20 protein-coding genes (1 of these 20 running past the window's edge) are annotated in these 22,662 nt (G+C 65.0%); 6 read left to right on the top strand and 14 right to left on the bottom strand.

Annotated features, from left to right (window positions below; translation table 11 throughout):
- On the top strand, positions 1–701 hold the final stretch of the coding sequence (locus tag WHT83_RS00115; protein ID WP_406872627.1) for a M23 family metallopeptidase. The gene continues 1,267 nt to the left of window position 1, outside the view; only the last 701 of its 1,968 coding nucleotides appear in the window; its start codon lies off the left edge, out of view; it ends in the stop codon at positions 699–701.
- Positions 702–737: 36 nt separating this feature from the next.
- Here WHT83_RS00115 and WHT83_RS00120 read toward each other — a convergent pair whose 3' ends face one another.
- Entirely contained in the window at positions 738–1,577 is an 840-nt protein-coding gene (locus WHT83_RS00120) for a diguanylate cyclase domain-containing protein (RefSeq protein ID WP_406872628.1), read from the bottom strand.
- Between the two features lie 73 nt (positions 1,578–1,650).
- Positions 1,651–3,204, bottom strand: a complete 1,554-nt coding sequence (locus WHT83_RS00125) for an MFS transporter (RefSeq protein ID WP_406872629.1) — start codon at positions 3,202–3,204, stop codon at positions 1,651–1,653.
- 1,218 nt (positions 3,205–4,422) lie between these two features.
- Here WHT83_RS00125 and WHT83_RS00130 point away from each other — a divergent pair.
- The 3 genes from WHT83_RS00130 to WHT83_RS00140 are packed head-to-tail and all read left to right on the top strand — an operon-like array spanning position 4,423 to position 5,942.
- The gene (locus WHT83_RS00130) at positions 4,423–5,103 is read left to right on the top strand and encodes a glutathione S-transferase family protein (protein WP_406872630.1); all 681 of its coding nucleotides are present in this window, start codon (positions 4,423–4,425) and stop codon (positions 5,101–5,103) included.
- Positions 5,104–5,127: 24 nt separating this feature from the next.
- Positions 5,128–5,469 (top strand): ArsR/SmtB family transcription factor, encoded by a 342-nt coding sequence (locus WHT83_RS00135; protein ID WP_406872631.1) that lies wholly within the window; start codon positions 5,128–5,130, stop codon positions 5,467–5,469.
- Entirely contained in the window at positions 5,466–5,942 is a 477-nt protein-coding gene (locus WHT83_RS00140) for an SRPBCC family protein (RefSeq protein ID WP_406872632.1), read from the top strand. Before WHT83_RS00135 ends, WHT83_RS00140 begins: the two co-directional genes overlap by 4 nt.
- Here WHT83_RS00140 and WHT83_RS00145 read toward each other — a convergent pair.
- The 10 genes from WHT83_RS00145 to WHT83_RS00190 all read right to left on the bottom strand — a co-directional run bounded on the left by WHT83_RS00145 (position 5,939) and on the right by WHT83_RS00190 (position 19,618).
- A complete protein-coding gene (locus WHT83_RS00145; protein ID WP_406872633.1) occupies positions 5,939–6,436 on the bottom strand; it encodes a GNAT family N-acetyltransferase in 498 nt (165 codons plus the stop codon). The genes WHT83_RS00140 and WHT83_RS00145 overlap by 4 nt on opposite strands.
- Positions 6,437–6,493: 57 nt before the next feature.
- The gene (locus tag WHT83_RS00150) at positions 6,494–8,071 is read right to left on the bottom strand and encodes a serine hydrolase (RefSeq protein ID WP_406872634.1); all 1,578 of its coding nucleotides are present in this window, start codon (positions 8,069–8,071) and stop codon (positions 6,494–6,496) included.
- Positions 8,072–8,152: 81 nt separating this feature from the next.
- Positions 8,153–9,526 carry a L,D-transpeptidase family protein gene (locus tag WHT83_RS00155; RefSeq protein WP_406872635.1) on the bottom strand — a complete coding sequence of 458 codons (1,374 nt, stop codon included), beginning with the start codon at positions 9,524–9,526 and terminating at the stop codon, positions 8,153–8,155.
- A gap of 185 nt (positions 9,527–9,711) precedes the next feature.
- On the bottom strand, positions 9,712–10,074 hold the full coding sequence (locus WHT83_RS00160; RefSeq protein WP_406872636.1) for an MmcQ/YjbR family DNA-binding protein: 363 nt from the start codon (positions 10,072–10,074) through the stop codon (positions 9,712–9,714).
- 67 nt (positions 10,075–10,141) lie between these two features.
- The gene (clpB, locus tag WHT83_RS00165; RefSeq protein ID WP_406872637.1) at positions 10,142–12,745 is read right to left on the bottom strand and encodes an ATP-dependent chaperone ClpB; all 2,604 of its coding nucleotides are present in this window, start codon (positions 12,743–12,745) and stop codon (positions 10,142–10,144) included.
- A 220-nt stretch (positions 12,746–12,965) separates the two neighbouring features.
- Positions 12,966–13,781, bottom strand: coding sequence for a DUF4167 domain-containing protein (locus WHT83_RS00170; RefSeq protein WP_406872638.1), 816 nt, complete (start codon positions 13,779–13,781; stop codon positions 12,966–12,968).
- Between the two features lie 306 nt (positions 13,782–14,087).
- On the bottom strand, positions 14,088–14,942 hold the full coding sequence (prmC, locus tag WHT83_RS00175; RefSeq protein WP_406872639.1) for a peptide chain release factor N(5)-glutamine methyltransferase: 855 nt from the start codon (positions 14,940–14,942) through the stop codon (positions 14,088–14,090).
- A complete protein-coding gene (gene prfA / locus WHT83_RS00180) occupies positions 14,935–16,014 on the bottom strand; it encodes a peptide chain release factor 1 (RefSeq protein ID WP_108606914.1) in 1,080 nt (359 codons plus the stop codon). The genes prmC and prfA overlap by 8 nt, the downstream gene beginning before the upstream one ends.
- Positions 16,011–18,287 carry a phosphoenolpyruvate--protein phosphotransferase gene (ptsP, locus tag WHT83_RS00185; protein ID WP_210307832.1) on the bottom strand — a complete coding sequence of 759 codons (2,277 nt, stop codon included), beginning with the start codon at positions 18,285–18,287 and terminating at the stop codon, positions 16,011–16,013. Before ptsP ends, prfA begins: the two co-directional genes overlap by 4 nt.
- 77 nt (positions 18,288–18,364) lie before the next feature.
- On the bottom strand, positions 18,365–19,618 hold the full coding sequence (locus WHT83_RS00190; RefSeq protein WP_108606913.1) for an aspartate kinase: 1,254 nt from the start codon (positions 19,616–19,618) through the stop codon (positions 18,365–18,367).
- Positions 19,619–19,893: 275 nt separating this feature from the next.
- Between WHT83_RS00190 and ubiG the strand changes: the two genes are divergently transcribed.
- Together ubiG and WHT83_RS00200 are read left to right on the top strand one after the other, a co-directional pair.
- Positions 19,894–20,640 (top strand): bifunctional 2-polyprenyl-6-hydroxyphenol methylase/3-demethylubiquinol 3-O-methyltransferase UbiG, encoded by a 747-nt coding sequence (ubiG, locus tag WHT83_RS00195; protein WP_108606912.1) that lies wholly within the window; start codon positions 19,894–19,896, stop codon positions 20,638–20,640.
- Positions 20,641–20,782: 142 nt separating this feature from the next.
- A complete protein-coding gene (locus WHT83_RS00200; RefSeq protein ID WP_406872640.1) occupies positions 20,783–21,124 on the top strand; it encodes an MmcQ/YjbR family DNA-binding protein in 342 nt (113 codons plus the stop codon).
- A 245-nt stretch (positions 21,125–21,369) separates the two neighbouring features.
- Here WHT83_RS00200 and WHT83_RS00205 read toward each other — a convergent pair whose 3' ends face one another.
- Together WHT83_RS00205 and WHT83_RS00210 are read right to left on the bottom strand one after the other, a co-directional pair.
- Positions 21,370–21,795, bottom strand: a complete 426-nt coding sequence (locus WHT83_RS00205) for a DUF1178 family protein (protein ID WP_108606909.1) — start codon at positions 21,793–21,795, stop codon at positions 21,370–21,372.
- Positions 21,792–22,658, bottom strand: coding sequence for a carbon-nitrogen hydrolase family protein (locus WHT83_RS00210; protein ID WP_406872641.1), 867 nt, complete (start codon positions 22,656–22,658; stop codon positions 21,792–21,794). Before WHT83_RS00210 ends, WHT83_RS00205 begins: the two co-directional genes overlap by 4 nt.
- Positions 22,659–22,662 lie beyond the last annotated feature (4 nt).

A 22,662-nucleotide genomic window follows, 5' to 3' on the forward strand; every position in this document is an offset into this window, starting at 1 on the left:
CCGCCGACCGCATCGAGGTATTCTTCTCGCAGCCCGACGGCGACGACAAGGCGTCGGAGGATTCCGAGCTGCTTTATGTCTCGGCGAATTTCGGCGGCAACACCCGCAACTTCTACCGTTTCCAGATGGGCGACGGCGCGGTCGACTATTTCGACGAGGACGGCCGCAGCGCGCGCCAGTTCCTGCTGCGCAACCCGCTGCCCAACGGCAAGTACCGCTCCGGCTTCGGCGGCCGCAAGCACCCGATCCTCGGTTACGTCAAGATGCACACCGGCGTCGACTGGTCGGCGCCGACGGGCACGCCGATCATCGCTGCCGGCAATGCCGTCGTCGAAAAAGCCGGCTGGGCCGGCGGCTATGGCAAACAGACGATCCTGCGCCACGCCAACGGCTACGAGACGTCCTACAACCACCAGAGCCGCATCGCCCCGAACGTCACGCCGGGCGCGCGGGTCCGCCAGGGCCAGGTCATCGGTTATGTCGGCACCACCGGCCTGTCGACCGGCTCGCATCTGCATTACGAGCTGATCGTCAACGGCACCAAGGTCGACCCGATGCGCGTGCGCCTGCCCACCGGCCGCGTGCTGACCGGCGAAGACCTCACCGCCTTCAGGCTCGAACGCGAGCGCATCGACGATCTTCTCAAGGAAGAGAACAAGGACTCGCTGAAGGTGGCGAGCACCGCAAAGGCCAGCGGCTAAGTCTTTCCAGAATATTGCGGACGGCCGTCGGCAGGATCAGCTTGCGACGCTTGCCCTGGCAGCGCCGTCGCGGCCAAACCCGTCGCTCCTGGCGCGCTTGGCGATGTACATCGCACGGTCGGCCGACGCGATCAGCGCCTCGGCGTCGCTGCCGTCGTCCGGGAAGACCGCAATTCCGACCGTGGCACCGACCGTCAGTTGCAGCAAACCGATCTCGATCGGCTTGGCGATGTCGCGTTGCAGCCGCTGGCTCAGGAAGAGCAATGCCTCGGGATTGCCGACGCCCGAGACGACCACGCCGAATTCGTCGCCGCCAAGCCGCGCCACCGTCGCCCCTTTCGGCGCCGCCTGGGTGATGCGCCGCGCCACCTCGACCAGAACGCCATCGCCGACGGCATGACCATGCGTGTCGTTCACCGGCTTGAACCCGTCGAGGTCGATATAGATCACACCACAGCCGGACGAGGACTTTTCAGCGTTGCCGATGGTCGACTTGATCTCCTCGCGGAACCGGCGGGAGTTGGCGAGCCCCGTCAGCGGGTCGTGGCGGGCTGAATCGTGGGCAAGACGTTCCGCCGCTTCGCGCCGCGCGATCTCGCGCGAGAGCTGCCGGGTGCGAAAGCCGAGCATGACAAGCGCGACGATGCCCGCGCTAAGCAGCAGCGACAGCAACTCGTCCAGTTGCCATTCCTCATAGGTTCGGGTTGCCTCGTAGAGGCGCTCGAACAATTCGAGACGCGTGGCGACAGCGAACAAGGCGACGCTGAGTATCAACCAAGGTGCAAACGCTGCCATCCGGCGCCAATCGACGCCGGCTGACCGGGTGCCTGCCGCCTCGCCCGTTTGCTGCTGCCGACGCTGATCGGATGCCGACATCGTTGCCACCTTGACCAAAGATTGAGACTGGCTTGAAGGCCTTAACAAGGTGCTAAACGCCGTCGGCCGTATTTTATCCATCGGCACCGGCCGGCACAGTGCCGCCCTTGTCCGCGGGCGTCTTTCTTTTCCACGACGGCTGCGTGAACCAGGCGACCGCTGACGCAACGAAGCACATCGCAGCCGAGATGGCGGCGATCGCCGCGAAGGCATCGTTGGTGGCCGCCACCCGCAGTGCTTCCGCCGCCGCATCGAGCGGCGTGCGGACATAGGCGCCGAACTCCGCGCCGGGTGCGGCAGACCCAACGACGTTGGCGAAGACGACGCCGGCGACCGCGCCGAGTGAGGCCACCGCCATCAGCCCGGCGGCACGGGCAAGCGCATTGTTGATGCCCGAGGCGAGACCGGTGTCTTCTTCTGGCGTCGCCCGCATCACGGCTGCCGACACTGGCGAAACGACGATCGCCATGCCGAGCCCCTTGAGCAGCAGGATCGGGAACGTCACCTGCCACAGCATCATCAGCGGCATGGTCAAGGCCAGGCCGAGATAGGAAAAGCCGACGATTGCCGCCCCCACGGTCAGCGGCCAGCGCGGCCCGATGGCATCGGAAAGCCGCCCCGAATAGCTCGACAGGCCGGCGATGAACAGGGACAGTGGCAGGAATAGCAGGCTCGCCTCCCACTCCTTCGCTCCCCAGCCCGAAACAACCGTCATCGGCAGGAAAAACAGTACCGCGTTGAAGGCGAAGAACAGGATCAGCGTGTAGAGATTGGCGCCGGTGAAGGCGCGCGAGGCAAACAGCTCGAGCTTGACCATCGGCGCGCGCGCCCGGTGTTCCCACAGAAGGAAGACGGCGAAGATGACCGCGCCGCCGACGATCCAGGCCCAGGGCGAGACCGCCCGCGCCTCGACCGGCAGGCCGAAGGCGGTCAGCCCCCAGGCCATCAGGCCGAGGCCGGCGGTCGCAAGGATCGCGCCGACGATGTCGAGCCGGCGCTTCGACGACGGACGGTCCTGCGGCACCTTGGTGAGCAGCATGGTCAGCGCGATCAATCCGATCGGCACGTTGATGGCGAAGATCAGCCGCCACATCCAATCGGCACCGAACGACAGCACCATGCCACCGACGAACGGCCCCATCGCCGTGGTCAGCGAGGAAAAAGCGGCCCATTGGCCGATCGCCTTGCCGCGCGTCGCGTTGGGATAGGATTTGGCGATGAGGGCAAGACTGCCCGGCACCATGAGCGCAGCACCTATGCCCTGTGCCGCGCGCATGACGATCAGCATCTCGGCGTCAACGGCGAGCGCGCAGGCGGCCGAGGTGATCATGAACAGGACGATGCCTGTGGCGAAGATGTTGCGGACGCCGAAGACGTCGCCGGCGGCACCGCCGAGCAGGACGAGCGCCGAAAGGAACAGCATGTAGCCGTTGCTGATCCACTGGGCATCGACCAGCGACGCGCCGAGGTCCTCGCGAATGACCGGCATGGCGAGCGAGACCACCGAACCGTCGATGAAGCCCATGCTCGATGCCAGGATCGCCGAGACAAGCACGTAGCGCCGCGCCGCGGGCGGGCAGAAGACGTGGTTGTTGTTCTGGGCAGGCGGGGTGGCGGTGGTGTCCATGGCGCGAGACTATGTGCGGGAGGGGTGCGCGGGAAGTGACCAGGAAGACGAATTCTGGCAGCCAGGCGACATTAGGTTCTCCCGTGGTGGCCTCAGGCGCGACACCCTCCCTCTCCCCTTGTGGGAGAAGGTGGCCGAGCGAAGCGAGGTCGGATGAAGGGTGTTGGACGGAGTGCGACATCTCCGAAATTCCCTGACACATCTGCAGCCTCTCATTTCTTCCAACACCCCTCATCCGTCGCCTTCGGCGACACCTTCTCCCACAAGTGGAGAAGGGGGCGCGCTCCGTTCTGCCACGCCCCGTTTCCGGTCTGGCCATTGCGCATGAAAAGTTCGGGAAGCGGGGCGCGAGGCCGTGCCTGCCGAATGCTAAATGGTGGCGCGAACCTCGCGTCCCGCCGGCGATTTCTGTCCCCGTCCGTTCCGCTTCCGGGGCATCGGGCATTTTCGCCCATGCCCCCACTAGCGCATCGTCCAGCGCACCCGGGCCGTAGTGCCCGAAGGGGAACCCTTGGACGGAACCTCCCCGGATCATGAGCCACGTTAGCCCACGAGCGGAGGCGCCGGTTCCTCCCCGCATGTCACCGTCGCGACCGGCGTTCCCGCGGGAGAAACTGGTGAGGATTGTACGGGAGGTTGTTGGGGGCGTGGAGAATGGGGCGCGGCTATCCACGCGGGATGGTGACAGGGTGCATCGAATAATTGGGCGGCATTGGGCCGCGGAGGCAGTTGCCACGTCACGGCATGGATCCCCGGGTCTCCGCACGTCGCTTCGCTCCTGCTCCGCCCGAGGATGACGAAGGCGTTGGGGCTCGCGGCACATCGCGGACGTCGGTAACTGGCAGCAAGCGCTTCACTGCAGCCAAATTCCTGCATTCCTGCCAATCGCTGCCCTTGGCGACTAGCGTCCCCCACCAATGCCGTCGTCATCCTCGGGCGGAGCAGGAGCGAAGCGAACTGCAGAGACCCGGGGATCCATGCCGTGACCGCCCCGTCTAGCTGACGGTGAAGGATCGCGACTGAGGAGATGTTGCGAGAGCTTCTGCGTGGCGATTGATCTCAGAAAAAAAGCGAAAGCGTGGAAAACCTCTCCACGTTCGACACCTGTCACCCGACAACAAAGCCCCTATACTTTCCGCAATCGGAAACTTTCCCTTGCCAATCTCGCGACGATAAAATAGTTTCCGCAAGCAGAAACCATTGGAGTCGCCCGGCATCATGGCGCTGACGCTTTACAGCCACCCCCTCGCCTCGTTCTGCCACAAGGTGCTGATCGCGCTCTACGAGAACGACGTGCCGTTTCAGGCCGAAACCGTCGACTTCGGCGATCCTGGCTCGGCGGCGGCATTGCTGGAGAAGTGGCCGGTCGGCAAGATTCCGGTGCTGCGCGACGATGCCCGCGACCGCACCGTGCCTGAGACCGGCATCATCATCGAATATCTCCAGCAGCATTATCCGGGCCCGGTGCCGATGCTGCCCGCTCACGCCGACAAGCGGCTCGACGCCCGGCTGTGGGAGCGCATTTTCGACCTCTACGTCAGCGTGCCAATGCAGAAGATCGTGACCGACCGGATTCGTCCCGAAGCCAGCAACGATCCGTTCGGCGTGGCCGACGCGCGACGCACGCTGGACACTGCCTATGCGATGATCGAGACCCAGCTGGCGGGCAAGACATGGGCGATGGGCGACGATTTCACCATCGCCGACTGCGCAGCCGCACCGGGGCTGTTCTTCGCCTCGTTCGCGCATCCATTCACCAGCGGCCAGCACAATCTCGCCGCCTATTTCGAGCGGCTTGTCGCGCGCCCTTCGATCAAGCGTACGCTTGCCGAGGCACGCCCCTATTTCCAGTTTTTCCCCTACCGCGAGGCGATGCCGGAGAGGTTTCTGCATGACTAGACGACATGCCGGTGGAGTGTGGCGATGATGGACCCGCAGCAACTGGATCGCATGTTCACCGCCCTCGCCGATGCCGGCCGACGCGGCATGGTCGAGCGGCTGAGCATCGGCCCGGCCACCGTCAAGGAACTGGCCGGACCGGCCAACATGCGGCTGCCTTCCGCGCTCAAGCATCTCAAGGTGCTCGAGGACGGCGGCATCGTCGTGTCGCGCAAGGTTGGACGGACGCGGACCTACAACATGCAACCGGCAGCGTTCGCCGCCATCGACGAGTGGGTGCGCAAGAGGCAGACTGCCATGAACCAGGCCTTCGATCGCCTGGTCGAGGCGATGAAGGAAATGCCCGAGGAGCAAGACCGATCATGACCGCGTCAACCGTCGCACACACCACCTTTGTCATCGAGCGCGAACTGCCGGCGAGCCCCCGGCATGCCTTTCGTTTCTGGTCGGAGCCGGAGCTCAAGGCGCGCTGGAACGACTGCCATCCCGACTGGACCGTGCTCGAAGACAGCTTCGATTTCCGTGTCGGCGGCATCGAGGCCAAGCGCTGGCGCATGCCCGACGGCACCGAGTTGGCATTTCGCGCCAACTATTTCGACATCGCGGCCGGCCAGCGCATCATCTACGGCTTCGAAATGAGCCATGCCGGCAAGCGTATCTCCGCTTCGCTTGCGACCATCGAGCTTTTGCCCGAAGGGGCGCAGACGCAGATGAGGTTCACCGAGCAACTGGCGTTCCTCGGCCCTGCCGACGCCATGGCGGCGCGCATCTCGGGCACCGGAACGGGATTCGACCGGTTGGTCGAGGTCGTCGCAAGGGAGGCGGCAAGCGTGCACTAACTCGCGTCGAAGCCTTCGTGGAAAGCGACCTCACCGCTGGGAACCTCGTCGCCGAATGCCAGCCGCTGGACATACTCCGGCGGAATGTCGCCATAGGTGAGGCCGGGATCGGCGACGAAGCCGAAGCGGCTGTAGTAGGCCGGATCGCCGACAAGCACGCAGCCCTTGGCTCCCATTTGCCGCAGCGCATCGAGCCCGTGGCGGATCAGGGACTGGCCGGTGCCCCTGCCCTGCCGGTCGGGCCAGACTGAAACCGGCCCGAGGCCGTACCAGCCGAGGTCCTTGCCACCGATGGTCACCGGCGAGAAGGCAACGTGGCCCAGAATCTCGCCATCGTCTTCGGCGACCAGCGACAGCGTCAAGGCACCGGCATCGCGCAAGGCGTCGACGATGGCCGCTTCGGTCTGGCTCGAATGCGGAGCATCGGCAAACGCCGCGCGGGTGAGCGAGCGGATGGTGTCGACGTCCTCGGGCCGTTCAGCGCGTATCTTCATCCAGGTGCCCTGTGTTCCTTGCGGTCTTGACCGGTTCATGCCCGGCCATGTCCCTCGTCAGCGGTCAGCACGCCTGAGGGTGCCAAGGTGGTTTTCGTCGAGCGATTCGATCGTCACCGCCGAGGCCTTTCCGTCAGGCCCGATGGCAAAGCGGACTGCCGAAGGCATGTCGGGCATTTCCGGATTTGGAAAAGCCAGGAAAAGATCGCGGTCGAAATGCGTCAACGGATAGGATCGGGCGCCATCCGGACCGACCTGAAGCACAAGGCCGTTTTCCGCGCCCGAAACCACGGCGTCGCCGACGAAATCGTTGGAATAACGGCCAGCATAGGCTCCGTTCGGCAATGCTGGCACGGCCGGCGACGGCGGCGTGGCGTACGTCGCCTTGGCAGCCGCGACAGCCGGGCCGAACAGGCCGTCGAAGACCGTGTTCCACGACTTCACCCAGTCCTTGTCGACCCTTCCGTCGAAGACGAGATCAGCGAAGCTGTCCGACAATCCCTCAGGCACGCCTGTCGGGAAAGCGTTGACGAGGATCACGATACCGAGCTTCTGCTTCGGAAACAGCGTGACCAGGCTGCGCACACCGACGCTGAAAGCGCCGGCATGGCCCCAGCTCAGGCCATGACGACCTAACTCGACATTCCAGCCAAGACCGTAGAACGAAGCCCCGCCCGTGACAGGGTTGCTGCCGCGGGTCATCAGCGGGACATGGGTCTGATCCAGCGCATCGGCCGCGATCAGCGTCTTTCCGCCATGGACCCCATTGCCAAGTTCGAGACGGACCCACTGCACCAGATCCCGCACGGTGGAACTGATGCCGCCGGCGGGCGCCTGCGCGTCCGGCTGACGCTGGACTTTTGCTGCCCATGCACCGCCGATCTTGACGTGGAGAGAGGCGCGATTGGCATGCTTGACGAAATCGGCATGGCGAGAACTGGTCGATGTCATGCCGAGCGGGCGGTAGAGCTTTTCCTCGGCGACGTCTTCCCACGCCATCCCTGTCGATTTGGCCGCCGCGACAGCACCCTCCGTCAGCCCGAAATTGCTGTAGGAATAGCCGGCGCGAAAACTCGACGACGGTGCGACGAACCGCAAGCGGCGCAGGATTTCCGTGCGGTCGTAGCCGATGTCCTCGAGGTCGTCGCCGGCCGTGCCGGGAAGGCCGCTGCGGTGGGCAAACAGGTCGCGGATGGTGAGTTGGCTTGTCGGATAGGGATCGGCAAGCCGAAAGGCCGGATCCAGGTCAACGATCCTCGAGTCCCAGGAAACGAGCCCCTCGCTGACCAGCGCCGCCACGACGGTGGAGGAAACCGGCTTGGACAACGAGGCGATCTGGAACACGGTGTCGGCGTCGACCGCTTCGGGCTTGCCTACCTCGCGCAGTCCAAATCCCTTGAGGTAGACGACTTCGTCATCATGCACGACGCCGATGGCGAGGGCCGGCACGCCGCCATCGGCAACGACGGCTTCGGCCTGCTGCTCGAGTTTTGACAGCGCGGCAGTCACTTGCTCGGGCGTGACTTGTTCCGGCGTGACCGTCTGAGCCAGGGCCGGGCCCGGCGCGAGCGTCATGGCCGAAAGAACAACCCAGCTCTTCCAGCGGCGAACAAACCAGTCTGCGGGTAGTCGCATGCGCCCGGCTCCCTCTGCACCCAGCCTGCAGCTTCAGGCTACAGGTTGACGCAAGGGAATCCAAGCTTGGCCGTTACCGCCCTATTCCATGAACTCGACCGGCACGCCCGACTTGACGATCTTGGCGAGCTCGCGCGCGTCCCAATTGGTCAGGCGCACGCAGCCATGGCTCTCGGTCTTGCCGATCTTGGACGGGTCGGGGGTGCCGTGGATGCCATAGGTCGGCTTGTCGAGCGCGATCCAGACCGAGCCGACCGGACCGTTCGGCCCCGGCGGGATGGTCAGCACCTTGTCGTTTTCGCCCTGCTTGAAATTGATCTTGGGATTGTAGGTGTAGTTGGGATCGAGCGCGACCCGCGACACGGCGTGGATGCCGGTCGGCGACGGCGTGTCGCTCGACCCGATGGTCGCGGGATAGGCGGCGACCAGCTGGCCCTCGGCATTGTAGGCGCGGACCTGCTTCAGGCTCTTGTCGGCGATGATGCGCGCGACCGGCTTGTTCACCAGCTTGCCGAAATTGGCGACCTTCACGATGGTGCCGGGGCGGTTGAAATTGGCCTCCGGGTTGAGTGCCTTGAGATAGTTCTCGTCCATGTGGAAACGCTCGGCCAGCATTTCGGTGACCGAGGTGAAGCTCATGCGCTCGAGCTTGGCCTTTTCGCTGTAGTCGGCCGGAACCGAGGCGACGAACGGGCCGGCGGCATCTTCAGGGGTGATGGTATAGGAGCCGAAGGCGTCGCCGCCGGTCTCGGCCAGGGCCTGCTTGATGCCCTCGGCGTCGGTCGACTTGAGGCTCGTGCCGGTCAGCTCGTTGTAGGCGGCCAGCGCCTTGTCGACATTGGAGCCGAAGCGCCCATCGATGACGCCGGGCGAAGCACCGGCGCGGTCGAGCAGGATCTGCAGGGCCGCGACGTCCTCGCGGCCCTTGACGGCGATCGACGGTTCGAGCGGCTGTTCGGTGATACGCGGCGTCGACGGCAGCGCCGGCTGGTCGTCGGGGCTCTGCAGCGGCTCGCGCGCAACGACGCGTGGACCGCCCGGCGCATCGGGGAAGGCGTTGGGGTCGTCGTAATAGTCGTCGTTGGGGTCGGCTGGAACGGCAGGCGCATCGTCGGAATAATAGCCGTCGTCGGCCGGCCCGATCAGCACGTCGCCCTCGCGGTAGTCGCGGCGAAGCTCCTGGCGGCGCAATTCGCGGCGCAGCGCCTGGCGGTTGAGCCGCGTCTCCGGCGGCTGTACGGCGATGACCTTGCCGGTATAGGGATCGACCAGCACGCGGTTACCGCGGCCGTCGTAGAAGATCTCGACGTCCTCGCTTTGGGCGAGGCGGATGGCCTGCGGGTCCGTCTCCACGCGTAGCGGCGCGGCTTCGCCGGTGGGCGACACCGCGGCCATTGCCTGGAGGGCCGACAGGCCGGTGGCCATGGCCGAAAGCACAACGATCTTGCGCAACATGGTCGCCAAATCTCTCCGAATCTCGACCGCCGGCAGGCGGTCACGGTGGAATCACTGTTGTCCACCGTCATCCAATAACGATCTGCTAACCCTTCCAACATGAACAGGGCATGAAAATGGCCGCTTTGCAGGCATTTGCGGTCATTTCCGGCCGCAGGCAGCGGCTGGACAGGGCGAGCTAAGTTCTAGACCGGCAGCCCGAGCAGCTGGCGGGTTGCCTTGGGAAGTTTCACCGCAATCAGCCGGTGGCTTTCGCCGATGTAGTCGCGCAGCCCCCGGTCATCCATGGTTTCGCCGGTCTGGCGCTGGATCCATTTCATGCCGCGCGAGGCAAGATAGGGCGCGGGTCTCAGGCCCGGCTGCTCCTTCAGGATGTCGAACGCCATCTCGGAAACCTTGAAGGAGACGGCGAGCCCTGCGCCGTCACTCCAGCCGCCGATGGCAAAGACCTTGCCGCCGACCTTCCAAACATGCGCACCGCCCCATTGCACGACATGGGTCGTGTGCGGCAGCGAGGCGCAGAAGCCATTGTATTCGTCGAGTGTCATTTAGGTCCCCCACCCCGATCCGCAAGCGGATCGACCCTCCCCACAAGGGGGAGGGTAAAGCCCGCGCTCAGGCCGCCTCTTCGCTCACCACCGTCGGCTTGGAGCGGAAATTCAGCCGGTCCGAGCCTGCGGTGATCTTGACGGTCGAACCGTCGAGGATCTCGCCGCCGAGGATCTTTTCGGCGAGCGGGTCCTGCAGCTCCTTCTGCATGACGCGTTTGAGCGGACGTGCGCCATAGGCCGGGTCGTAGCCCTTGTGCGCCAGCCACTCGATCGCGTCGGGCGCGAGGTCGAGCGTGATCTTGCGGTCGGCGAGCAGCTTTTCCAGCCGCTGGAGCTGGATCGCGACGATCTTGCCCATGTCCTGCTGGCGCAGGCGATGGAACAGAATGACCTCGTCGATGCGGTTGAGGAACTCCGGCCGGAACGCGCTCTTTACCACGCCCATGACTTCGTCGCGGACCTGGTCGACATCCTCCCCTTCGCCCAGCGCCACAAGGTACTCGGCGCCGAGATTGGACGTCATGATGATCAGCGTGTTGCGGAAGTCGACGGTGCGGCCCTGACCATCGGTCAGGCGGCCGTCGTCGAGCACCTGCAGGAGCACGTTGAAGACGTCGGGGTGCGCCTTTTCGATCTCGTCGAACAGGATCACCTGGTAGGGCCTGCGGCGCACGGCTTCGGTCAGCGTGCCGCCTTCCTCATAGCCGACATAGCCGGGAGGCGCGCCGATCAGCCGGGCGACCGAGTGCTTCTCCATGAACTCCGACATGTCGATGCGCACCAGAGCGTGCTCGTCGTCGAACAAATAGTCGGCGAGTGCCTTGGTGAGCTCGGTCTTGCCGACGCCGGTCGGGCCGAGGAACATGAACGAGCCGATCGGCCGGTTCGGGTCCTGCAGGCCGGCGCGGGCACGCCGCACCGCCTTGGACACCGCCTGCACCGCCTCGCCCTGGCCGACGACCCGGACACCGATCTCGTCTTCCATGCGCAGAAGCTTCTCGCGCTCGCCTTCGAGCATCTTGTCGACCGGAATGCCGGTCCAGCGCGACACCACATGGCCGACATGGTCGGGCGTCACGGTCTCTTCGACCATCGTGCCGCGGCCTTCGAGCGCCTCGGCCTCGACCAGCTTCTTTTCAAGCTCGGGGATGCGGCCATAGGCAAGCTCGCCCGCCTTCTGGAACTCGCCCTTGCGCTGGGCGATGGCGAGTTCGTTGCGCGCTTCTTCGAGCTGGCCCTTGAGGTCGGCGGCAAGGCCGAGCTTTTCCTTCTCGGCCATCCACTGGCTCGTCACCCGGGTCGACTCCTCCTCGAGACCGGCCAGCTCCTTTTCGAGCCTGTCGAGGCGATCGCGGGAAGCTTCGTCCTTCTCAAGCTTGAGCGCCTCGCGCTCGATCTTGAGCTGCATGATGCGGCGGTCGATCTCATCGAGCGCTTCCGGCTTGGAATCGATCTGCATGCGCAGCCGCGACCCGGCCTCGTCAACAAGGTCGATCGCCTTGTCGGGCAGGAAGCGGTCGGTGATGTAGCGGTTGGACAGCGTGGCCGCAGCAACCAGCGCCGAGTCCGAGATGCGCACCTTGTGGTGCTGCTCGTACTTCTCCTTCAGGCCACGCAGGATCGAGATGGTGTCCTCGACCGTCGGCTCCGAGACGAAGACTGGCTGGAAGCGGCGGGCAAGGGCAGCGTCCTTCTCGACATGCTTGCGGTATTCGTCGAGCGTGGTGGCACCGACGCAGTGCAACTCGCCGCGCGCCAGCGCCGGCTTGAGCAGGTTGGACGCATCCATCGCGCCATCGGCCTTGCCGGCACCGACCAGCGTGTGCATCTCGTCGATGAACAGGATGATGCCGCCGGCAGCCGAGGTGACCTCGGACAGCACGGCCTTCAGCCGCTCCTCGAACTCGCCGCGATACTTGGCGCCAGCGATCAGCGCACCCATGTCGAGCGCCATCAGTTGCTTGTCCTTGAGGCCTTCGGGCACGTCGCCATTGACGATGCGCAGCGCAAGACCTTCGGCAATTGCCGTCTTGCCGACGCCGGGCTCGCCGATCAGCACCGGGTTGTTCTTGGTGCGACGCGACAGCACCTGGATGGTGCGGCGGATCTCGTCGTCGCGACCGATGACCGGGTCGAGCTTGCCGGCGCGGGCGTCGGCCGTCAGGTCACGGGCGTATTTCTTCAAAGCGTCATAACCCTGCTCGGCGCTGGCCGAGTCGGCGGTACGGCCCTTGCGGATGTCGTTGATCGCCTGGTTCAGCGCCTGCGCGGTGACGCCGGCCTTGGCAAGGATGTCGGCGGTCTTGGCCGACTTTTCGACGGCGAGCGCGGTCAGCAGGCGCTCGACGGTGACGAAGGTGTCGCCGGCCTTCTTGGCCAGGTCCTCGGCGGTCGAAAACACCTTGGCAAGCGGCTGGGCCATGTAGAGCTGACCGTTGCCGCCCTCGACCTTCGGCAGCGCATCGAGCGCCCCCTCGACGCCGAGCTTGACGTCGCGGGCGCGGCCGCCGGCGCGCTCGACAAGCGACGCGGCAAGGCCTTCCTCATCGTCGATGAGGACTTTCAGGATATGTTCGGGGGTGAACTGCTGATGGCTGCGCGAAAGCGCCATCGTTTGCGCCGACTGGATGAAACCGCGGACGCGTTCGGAATACTTTTCAGGGTTCATTCGATGTCTCCATTCCGTACCCGGCCCGCTTTGCGGCACCGGTCTGGCTCAAGGTGACGGATCCGCCCAAACGGGCCGGACCCAACTGAGCGTGATATGGTGAGTAGGACGATATCCCTCAAGACGTATTGATCGAAGTCAAAAAACAAAAAAAGGCGGCGGGAGTTTCTGGCTCCCGCCGCCTTCTATTCTCAATGTTCCGACGATGTCGGCGTACTGATCAGCTGTCGGCTACGGCAAGCCCGCCTTCGGGCACCGGTGCCTCGGCAGCGGCCTCGCCTTCCGGCGCAGCGCGTTCGCCGCGGCGCGGACGACGGCCACGACGCGGTGCCGCGGCAACTTCGCCCTCGGCGGCTTCAACGGCAGGTGCTGCCTCGGCGACCGCTGCTTCCGGCTGCGGCTGCTCGACGGCAGCGGCTTCGACCTGCGGAGCTTCGGCCTGAGCGGCCTCAGCCTGCTGGTCGGGCTGGCGACGCTCGGGACGGCGGCCCTCGTGACGCGGACGGCGCTCACGGCGACCTTCGCGCGGCTGACCTTCGCCGGCTGCCTCTGGATTGAGGGCGACTTCGGCGGGCGTGCCTTCGATCTCCGGCTGCGGACCAGTGCCGTTTGCGACCGGCTCCTGCTGCGGCTGCTGGACTTGCGCCTGCTGATCGGCAACGTTGTTGCCAACGCCGTCATCGTCGCGCTCGTCGTCCATGTCGCCGTCGAACTCGTCGCGGCTCTGCTGCTGGTGCTGGATCGGCATCTGCGCCATGGCGGCAGCGATGATGCGGTTGTAGTGCTCTGCGTGCTGAAGGTAGTTTTCGGCCATCACGCGATCACCAGAGCTTTGCGCGTCGCGCGCCAGCGTGGCGTATTTTTCGGCGATCTGCTGCGCGGAGCCACGGATCTTTACGTCCGGACCGTTGCTCTCGTAGTTGCGCGTAAGCGGGTTTGGACCCTTGCGGTTGCTGTTATTATTATTGTTGTTGCTATTGTTATTATTATTGTTGTTACGACCGCGCATGCGCCTGTTCTGCTGTTGTGGCCTCATCAGATTCTCTTTGTGTTGAATTCATCCGAACGGGGGCACTTAGGCGGCCTGCCGTTTCGTATCTTTCCGCCCGTGATCGCCCGCAACATCTTTGCGTCGGCGCCACATGCCATCCTGTCTCGGTTTCATGTCACTTGCCGGACGATCCCCGCACGAAGCTAGAGCGTCATCTACGCAAGAAGGCAGCTAGTTTCGAAGGAAACCGAATCGTTAACAGCACTGCCTGCTTCGTCTCATCCGGTTGCCGGAAACTAGCGGCATTCACTTTCCTTGCCAAGCGGTTTTTTTAGAGCCGTTTGGCGGTGGTCAGCGCCGGAACACGAGCACCCGGTCGTTGCCGCCCAAGTCCTTGTGCTGGGCCAACAAATGGTAACCGGCCTGCTCGAATATTTCGGTCACGTCGCGTCGCTGGTCGTGCCCGATTTCGAGCCCGACAAGGCCATCTTTCTCAAGATGGCGCGCAGCACCCGACGCTATCGTTCTGTATGGCTCAAGACCGTCCGGGCCACCGTCGAGCGCGCGGCGCGGATCAAAATTGCGAACCTCGTTCTGCAAATCCTCGATCTCTGATGAAGATATATAGGGAGGATTTGAGACGATTAAATGGTGCCGGCCATCAATCTCTGAAAACCAGTCGGATTTTTTTGCCGAAAAGCGCGCCAAGACCCCCAATTGCCCGGCATTTGCCGCAGCGGTCGCCAGCGCATCGTCGGAGACGTCGACGCCGGTCGCCACGGCCCGCGGCTCCTGGGTGACCAGCGCAAGCGCAATGGCCCCTGTGCCGGTGCCGAGATCGAGAATACGGCAGATGCCGTCGCGCGCCGCAGTCTCGCGCACAAAGGGCAACACCGCATCGACCAGCGTCTCGGTGTCCGGGCGCGGCTCCAGCGTTTCGGCCGAGAGACTGAGGCGCATGCCGTAGAAATCGCGGTAGCCGAGGATGCGGTGAACGGGCTCGCCCGATATGCGACGGTCGAGTGCTGCCTCGATTTCAGCGACCTGCCCGACGATCCTGTCGGGCGAAGAGATCGCGTCAGTGCGTGTCGTGCCGGAGAAATGCTCGACGAGCAGCCGGGAATCGAATGCCGCGTCCGCGATGCCGGCGTCGGCAAGGCGCTGGCGCGCATGACGCAGGAGTTCGCCGAGCGGACGCTCAGCCATCCGAGCCCATGTCGGCCAGAAGCTTCGACTGGTGGTCGGCGATCAGCGCGTCGACGACGTCGTCGAGTTCGCCCATCATCACGCGGTCGAGCTTGTAGAGCGTCAGGTTGATGCGGTGGTCGGTCAGCCGCCCTTGCGGGAAATTGTAGGTGCGGATGCGCTCGGAGCGGTCGCCCGAGCCGACCTGCGACTTGCGCGACGACGAGCGTTCCTCGTCGGCGCGGCTGCGCTCCATGTCATAAAGACGCGCGCGCAGGATCTGCATGGCGCGGGCACGGTTCTGGTGCTGCGATTTTTCCGCCTGGACCACCATGATGCCGGTCGGCAGGTGGGTGATGCGCACCGCCGAGTCGGTGGTGTTGACGTGCTGGCCGCCCGAACCCGAGGCGCGCATCGTGTCGATGCGGATGTCTTCGGGGCGGATGTCGATGTCGACCTCCTCGGCCTCCGGCAGTACGGCAACCGTCGCGGCCGAAGTGTGGATGCGGCCGCTGCCCTCGGTCGCCGGAACGCGCTGGACGCGGTGGACGCCGGATTCGAACTTCAGATGGGCGAACACGCCCTTGCCCGAAACGGTGGCGATGATTTCCTTGAAGCCGCCGGCATCGCCGTCGCTGGCGGAGGCTACCTCGAAGCGCCAGCCACGCGAGGCGGCGTAACGCTCGTACATGCGATAGAGGTCGCCGGCGAACAGGGCGGCCTCGTCGCCGCCGGTGCCGGCGCGGATTTCGAGGATGGCGTTGCGCTCGTCGGCCGCGTCCTTGGGCAGGAGCAGGATCTGGATTTCGCGCTGCAGCGCCTCGATGCGGTCCTCGACCTCGGGCTTGTCCATCTCGGCGAGCGCACGCATCTCGGCATCCGTGCCCTTGTCGGACAGCATCGCCTCGAGATCGACGAGTTCCTGCTCGGCGCCGCGCAGGTCGCGGATCCTGGCAACAAGGTCCTGGATGTCGGAATATTCGGACGCCAGCTTGACGTAGACGTCGGGGGCCGGGCCAGCCGCCATCTGTGCTTCGAGCATGTCGAAGCGCTTGACGACCTGGTTCATTCTGTCGTGAGGCAGGCTGATCATAGGGGTATGGAACGGTCGTCCGCAAAGGCCTGGAGCAACGCGCGCATCGGCAGGTTGGCGGCAGGACCGGAAAGGTTGTCGTCGAGGAAGGATTTCAGCTCGCCGAGAGGAAGTTCCGTCAGCATCGCCTTGACCGGGCCGATGGAGGCCGGGGACATGGAGATCGAGCGGTAGCCGAGGCCAAGCAGTGCCATCGCCGAGATCGGCTTGCCGGCGAGTTCGCCGCACAGCGTGACCGGCGTGTGGTTGCGCGCACCGGCATCGGCGATCTGCTTGAGCACCCGGAGGAACGGCACCGACAGCGGGTCGAAGCGGTCGGCGAGTTGGGTGTTGCCGCGGTCGGCGGCCATGACGAACTGGAACAGGTCGTTGGAGCCGACAGAGACGAAGTCGACCGCCTGCATCAGCTCGTCGAGCTGCCACAGGAGCGACGGCACCTCGATCATCGCGCCGAGCTTGAGGCTCGTCGGCAGATGGTGGGCGAAGCGCGAAAGGTGGCGCACCTCACGGTCGATGATCTCGCGTGCCTGGGCGATTTCCGAGAGCTCGGTGACCATCGGCAGCATGACCTTGAGCTCGCGCCCGCCGGCAGCCTTGAGCAGCGCGCGGACCTGGGTGCGCAGCAGGCCGGGACGGTCGAGGGTGAGCCGGATGGCGCGCCAGCCGAGCGCCGGGTTCTCTTCCTCCTGCACCGAGCCCTTGAAATAGGGCAGCACCTTGTCGCCGCCGATGTCGATGGTGCGGAAGGTGACGGGGCGGCCGCGGGCGATGTCGAGCACGTCGCGGTAGAGTTTCTCCTGCGCTTCGGCGCGCGGAAACGTCGAGGCGACCATGAACTGCAGTTCGGTGCGGAACAGGCCGATGCCGGCAGCGCCCGCCTCTGCCAATTGCGGCAGGTCGACGGCGAGGCCGGCATTCATCAACAGGTCGACCTTGACGCCATCCTTGGTCTCGGACGGCTTCTTGCGCAGTTCGCGGTAGAGTTCCTGCCGCCGCGCGCGGAAGCGCACCTTCTCGGCGTAAGCGGCTTCCAGATCGGGCTGCGGGCGCAGGTGGACCGCCCCCTCCTCGCCGTCGACGATGATCGGATCGCCGTTTTCCGACATGGAAACGGCGCCCTTCATCTGGCCGGCGACGGGAATGCCCATGGCGCGCGCGACGATGACGACGTGGCTGGTAGGCGCACCGTCTTCCAGCACCAGGCCGCGCAGCCGGTCGCGGGGATAGTCGAGCAGTTCGGCAGCACCCATCGAGCGCGCGACGATGATGGCGTCCTTGGGCAGCGATGCGGCGATCGTCTCGGGACCGCGGCCCATCAGCTGGCGCAGGAGGCGGTTGGCGAGATCGTCGAAATCGCTCATCCGCTCGCGCAAATAGGGATCGGTCATGTGCAGCATGCGGGCGCGCATGTCGCTCTGGACCTTTTCGACCGCAGCCTCCGCCGTCAGGCCATTGCGGATCGCCTCTTCGAGGCGGCGCACCCAGCCGCGGTCGTTGGCAAACATCCGGTAGGCTTCGAGAACCTCGCGATGCTCGCCCTCGAAGGCGACGTCGCGGCGCTCCAGCATGTCGTCGATCGACAGGCGCAGCGAACCGAGCGCATCCTCGAGCCGGCGCAGCTCCTCCTCGCTGTCCTCGTTGAACAGGTTGGTGACGACGATGCGCGGCTCATGCAGCACGACATGGCCAAGGCCGACGCCTTCGTTGAAGGCGATGCCGGTGAAGCTGGCCGGACGCGACATGTCGAGCTCGAGGCCGGGCCGGCTCAGCCGGCCGATGTCGCCCGAGGCGATCATCTCGGCGATGACCATGGCGGTGGTTTCGAGCGCCTCGATCTCGTCGTCGCGGTAGTGGCGCATGGTCTTGTTCTGGACGACAAGAACGCCGAGCGTGCGCCCTGCCCTGAGCACCGGCACGCCGAGGAAGGAATGATAGATCTCCTCGCCCGTCTCCGGCAGGTAGGCGAAGGCGGGGTGTTCCTGGGCGTTGGACAGGTTGAGCGCGCGGGCGCTCGCCGCGATCGTGCCGACCAGGCCCTGGCCGAGACGCAGCTGGGCCAGGTGAACGGCATTCGGGTTCAGACCGACGGTGGCGTAGAGCTCGAGCACCGAGTCGGCGCGCAGCACGTAGAGCGAGCAGACCTCGGCCACCATGTTGGCGGCGATATCGCGCACGATCCTGTCGAGCCGTTCCTGTGGCTCGAGAGGCTCCGCCATTAATTCGCGGAGCCGTTTCAGAAGTACGCGTGGCCCAGCGGCCATGTCACGTATCATTCACCGTCTCCAATGGTTTGGACCCGGCACGGCACATGCTGCACGCCGGCAACGCGGTGACGCTCGACTCCTTGATACTACTGCTTATCGAGACCGTAGACGGAATGCAAAGTGCGAACCGCAAGTTCGGTATACGGGCCGTCGATAAGGATCGAGATCTTGATCTCCGACGTGGTGATGGCGCGGATGTTGATGCCCTTCGCAGCCAGCGCCTGGAAGGCAGTGGCGGCAACGCCGGCATGGCTGCGCATGCCGATGCCGATGACCGACACCTTGGACATGCCCTCGTCGTGCTGGACGGCGTCGTAGCCGATGTCGGGGCGGATCTTCTCGAGCACGGCCAGCGCCTTGTTGACGTCGCCCGAGGGCACGGTGAACGTCATGTCGGTGAACTTGCCGTCCTCCGAGATGTTCTGGACGATCATGTCAACATTGATGTTGGCCTCGGCCAGCGGGCCGAAGATGCCGCCCGCAACACCCGGTCGGTCGGCGACCCGGCGCAGCGAGACCTGAGCTTCGTCCTTGGCGTAGGCGATTCCGGTGACGACCTGCTGTTCCACGATTTCTTCCTCGTCACAAATGAGCGTTCCAGGCGGATTGAGAAAGTCGCCCATGCCGGGCGCATCCGGATCTTCGAAGGAAGAACGCACGAAGGTGCGAACGCGATGCACCATGGCGAGTTCGACCGACCGGACCTGCAGCACCTTGGCGCCGAGCGAGGCCATTTCGAGCATTTCCTCGAACGAGATGCGCGACAGGCGCCGCGCCTTGGGCTCGATCCGCGGATCGGTAGTATAGACGCCATCGACGTCCGTGTAGATGTCGCAGCGGTCGGCCTTCACCGCCGCAGCGATGGCGACGGCGCTGGTGTCGGAGCCGCCGCGGCCAAGGGTGGCGATGCGATTGTCCGGGCCGATGCCCTGGAAGCCGGCGACGACGGCGACCTGGCCTTCCTGGAAGCGCTTGACCAGGAACGAGCCGTCGATGTCGAGGATGCGGGCGGCACCATGGGAGTTGTCGGTCTTGATCGGGATCTGCCAGCCCTGCCAGGACCGCGCATTGACGCCGATGTTCTGCAGCGCGAGCGCCAGCAAGCCAGCCGTCACCTGTTCGCCCGACGCGACCACGGCGTCATATTCGCGTGCGTCGTGCATCGGCGATGCGTCGCGGGTCCAGGCGACCAGTTCGTTGGTCTTTCCGGCCATGGCCGAAACCACCACCGCAACCTCGTGGCCCGCGTCAACCTCGCGTTTGACATGACGCGCCACGTTGCGGATTCGGGCGATGTCGGCGACGGACGTACCGCCGAATTTCATCACGATGCGCGCCATAGAAGCGAAATGCCCTTGCCATAAACGCCGGCCCCGAGGGGGCCGGAAAATGAGTGAAAACACCGGTCTGCGACACGGTGTCGAATGCGCGGCCTGCATAGCCAAAACACGCGCATTCCGCAAGGACGCCCGGCCAGACAAATCAGCGCGATTTTTTTGCCGGCGCGCAAAGTCGGCGCGTGGATTTCGATGCAGTGTCGAACCGCAGCGGAATTGTCGCCTTGACAATCCCCGCGCCAGACCCGACTTCCTTGCGCTCGAAGGAGACCACAGCAATGCCAGATCCCCGCCCATCGACCATCGATGCCGGAGAAGTCGAGCGGTTCTCGGCGCTCGCCGCCGAATGGTGGAACCCAAACGGCAAGTTCCGCCCGCTGCACAAGTTCAACCCGATCCGCCTGGGCTACATCCGCGACCAGGTCGCCGCGCGCTTCGGCCGCGACACCCATGCCGCACGGCCTTTCGAGGGCCTGCGCATTCTCGACATCGGCTGCGGCGGCGGCCTGTTGTGTGAGCCGATGGCCCGCCTTGGCGCCGAAGTGGTGGGGGCGGACGCCTCGGCCACCAACATCGAAGTGGCCAAGATCCACGCAGCCGAAAGCGGCGTGACGGTAGACTATCGCGCCACCACGGCTGAAGACCTCGCAGATGCGGGCGAAAAATTCGACATCATCCTCAACATGGAAGTGGTCGAGCACGTCGCCGACGTCGAGCTGTTCGTCAAGAAATGCGGCGAGATGGTCAAGCCCGGCGGCATCATGTTTGTTGCCACCATCAATCGCACCTTCAAGGCGCTTGGCCTCGCCATCGTCGGCGCAGAGTATGTGCTGCGCTGGCTGCCGCGCGGCACCCACCAATACGGCAAGCTGGTGCGCCCGGAAGAACTGGACAAGGCGCTCACCGGTGCCGGCCTCGCCACCATCGACCGTACCGGGGTGACCTACAACCCGCTGGCCGACCGCTGGCAAAAATCCCGCGACATGGACGTCAACTACATGGTGTTGGCGGAAAAGGCGGCCTGAGGCCGCCTCTCCCCGTTTCCAGCGACGTTCGGGATCAGGCGTCGAGCGAGCCCGATAGCCGTCGCGCCAGCAGAGCGCCTGAAACTTGCGACGTCCGTCCGGAACCTTAAAATGGTGAGCTCGCCATGACGGGATCGAGAGCATGACACCCGAGGATGTCAGACGGATCGCCCTGGAACTGCCCGCGGCGACCGAGAAATCGCATTTCGGCAAGCCCGACTTCCGCGTCCGCGACCGTGTCTTCGCCACCCTGCCCGAAGACGGCAACGCCGTGGTCAAGCTGACGCGCGACCAGCAGGAGATGATGTGCGGCAGTGAACCGGCACTGTTTCAACCGGTGGACGGCGGCTGGGGCAAGCAGGGCTGGACCCGCGTGATACTGGCAACAGCCGACGAGGCGGCATTGCGCAGCGCGGTGGTGACGGCCTGGCGCAACATGGCGCCGGTTACGTTGCGCAAGGCGTTTGATCTGGCGGGTGGGTGAGGTTGCGAGTTTCTCGGCGCTAGCTGGGGTCTTCTGTAACAAGCCTTGGGTGGCGGGACGCGACGCCAGTCCGTGAGTGCACGCTCGGATCGATTTGCAGCTGGTCTGCACCGGAATTGCTGTGGACAGGTCACGGCATGGATCCTGACACTCTCCGCTCCACAAGGGCGCAGGTCAGTCACCAGACCCTAGGGCGTGGCAAGTAATAGCCGTCTCACACAGGGGGAGAAGGAAACGTCTCCCAGTCAGTTCCGGTCGTCGGGGAAAACCGGCAGCGGCATGAATTCGATGCCGTCCTCGGCAAGGCCCTTGGCCTCTTCGATGGTCGCAGCGCCATAGATGCCGCGCGCCTCGGTCTCGCCGAAATGGATCTTGCGCGCTTCCTCGGCGAACTTGTCGCCGACATTCTCGGCGTTTTCACGCACCTTCTCGGACAGGTCCTTGAGCGCTGCCATCATCTTGCGCTGCTGCTCGCCCATGGCGAGCGCGACCTTTTCCTGCTTGCGCGAGGTCGAGACGGCTGGCGCCATCAGTGCCTTTTCGACCTTCTGCGAGCCGCATTCGGGACAGGAGACGAAACCACGCTTGCGCTGGGTTTCGAAGTCGTCGTTGCTGCGGAACCAGCCCTCGAAGTCATGCGCGCGGTCGCAATGGAGGGAAAAGCGGATCAAGATGCGGCTCCCCGGAGCGCTCCCTGGCCCGTGCCACGAAGCGATACGCTGAATTCGCGCGCATTCTTGAGATTAGGGATCTTCTTGCGTGCATCGGCCGAATGCTGGGTGTCGATCTCGGCAACGATGACGCCGGGCTCGTCATGGGCGGCCTCGGCAAGGATGCGGCCCCACGGGTCGATGATCAGCGAATGGCCAAAGGTTTCGCGGCCGTCCTCATGCTTGCCGCCCTGGCCAGCGGCGATGACGAAGGCGCCGTTTTCGATGGCGCGCGAACGCAGCAGGACATGCCAGTGGGCTAGGCCGGTCTGGCGGGTGAAGGCGGCAGGCGCGGTCAGCACCTCGGCACCGGCCAGCGCCTCGGCACGGAACAGTTGCGGGAAGCGCAGGTCGTAGCAGATGGCAAAGCCGATCCTGGCGAGCGCCGTGTCGGCGACGACGGCTTCCGTGCCCGGCTCGTAGGCCGAGGACTCGCGCCAGCTCTCGCCATTGTCGAGGTCGACGTCGAACATGTGGATCTTGTCGTAGACAGCTAACGTCGAACCATCGGGCCCGAACAGGAACGCCCGGTTGGCGAGCTTGCCGTCGGCCCGCACGATGGCCGTCGAGCCGACATGCAGGTGGATGCCGAGTTCGGCAGCGAGCTTGCGGCCGGTGGCCACGATCAGGTCGCGATCCTCCGAGGTGAAGGCCGTGGCACGGGCATCCTTGTCGCCGACGATGGCGCCGGTCATCTCGGGCGTCTGCACATACGTCGCGCCCCGTCCGGCAGCCTCGCGCACCAGGGCCTCGAAATCACGGGCGTTGCGCTCCGGCTCCTTGCCCGAACGCATCTGCACCGCTGCCGCCTTGAAAATCGCCATGGTC

This window comes from Aminobacter sp. P9b (genome assembly GCF_045345995.1).
GTDB lineage: Bacteria > Pseudomonadota > Alphaproteobacteria > Rhizobiales > Rhizobiaceae > Aminobacter > Aminobacter niigataensis.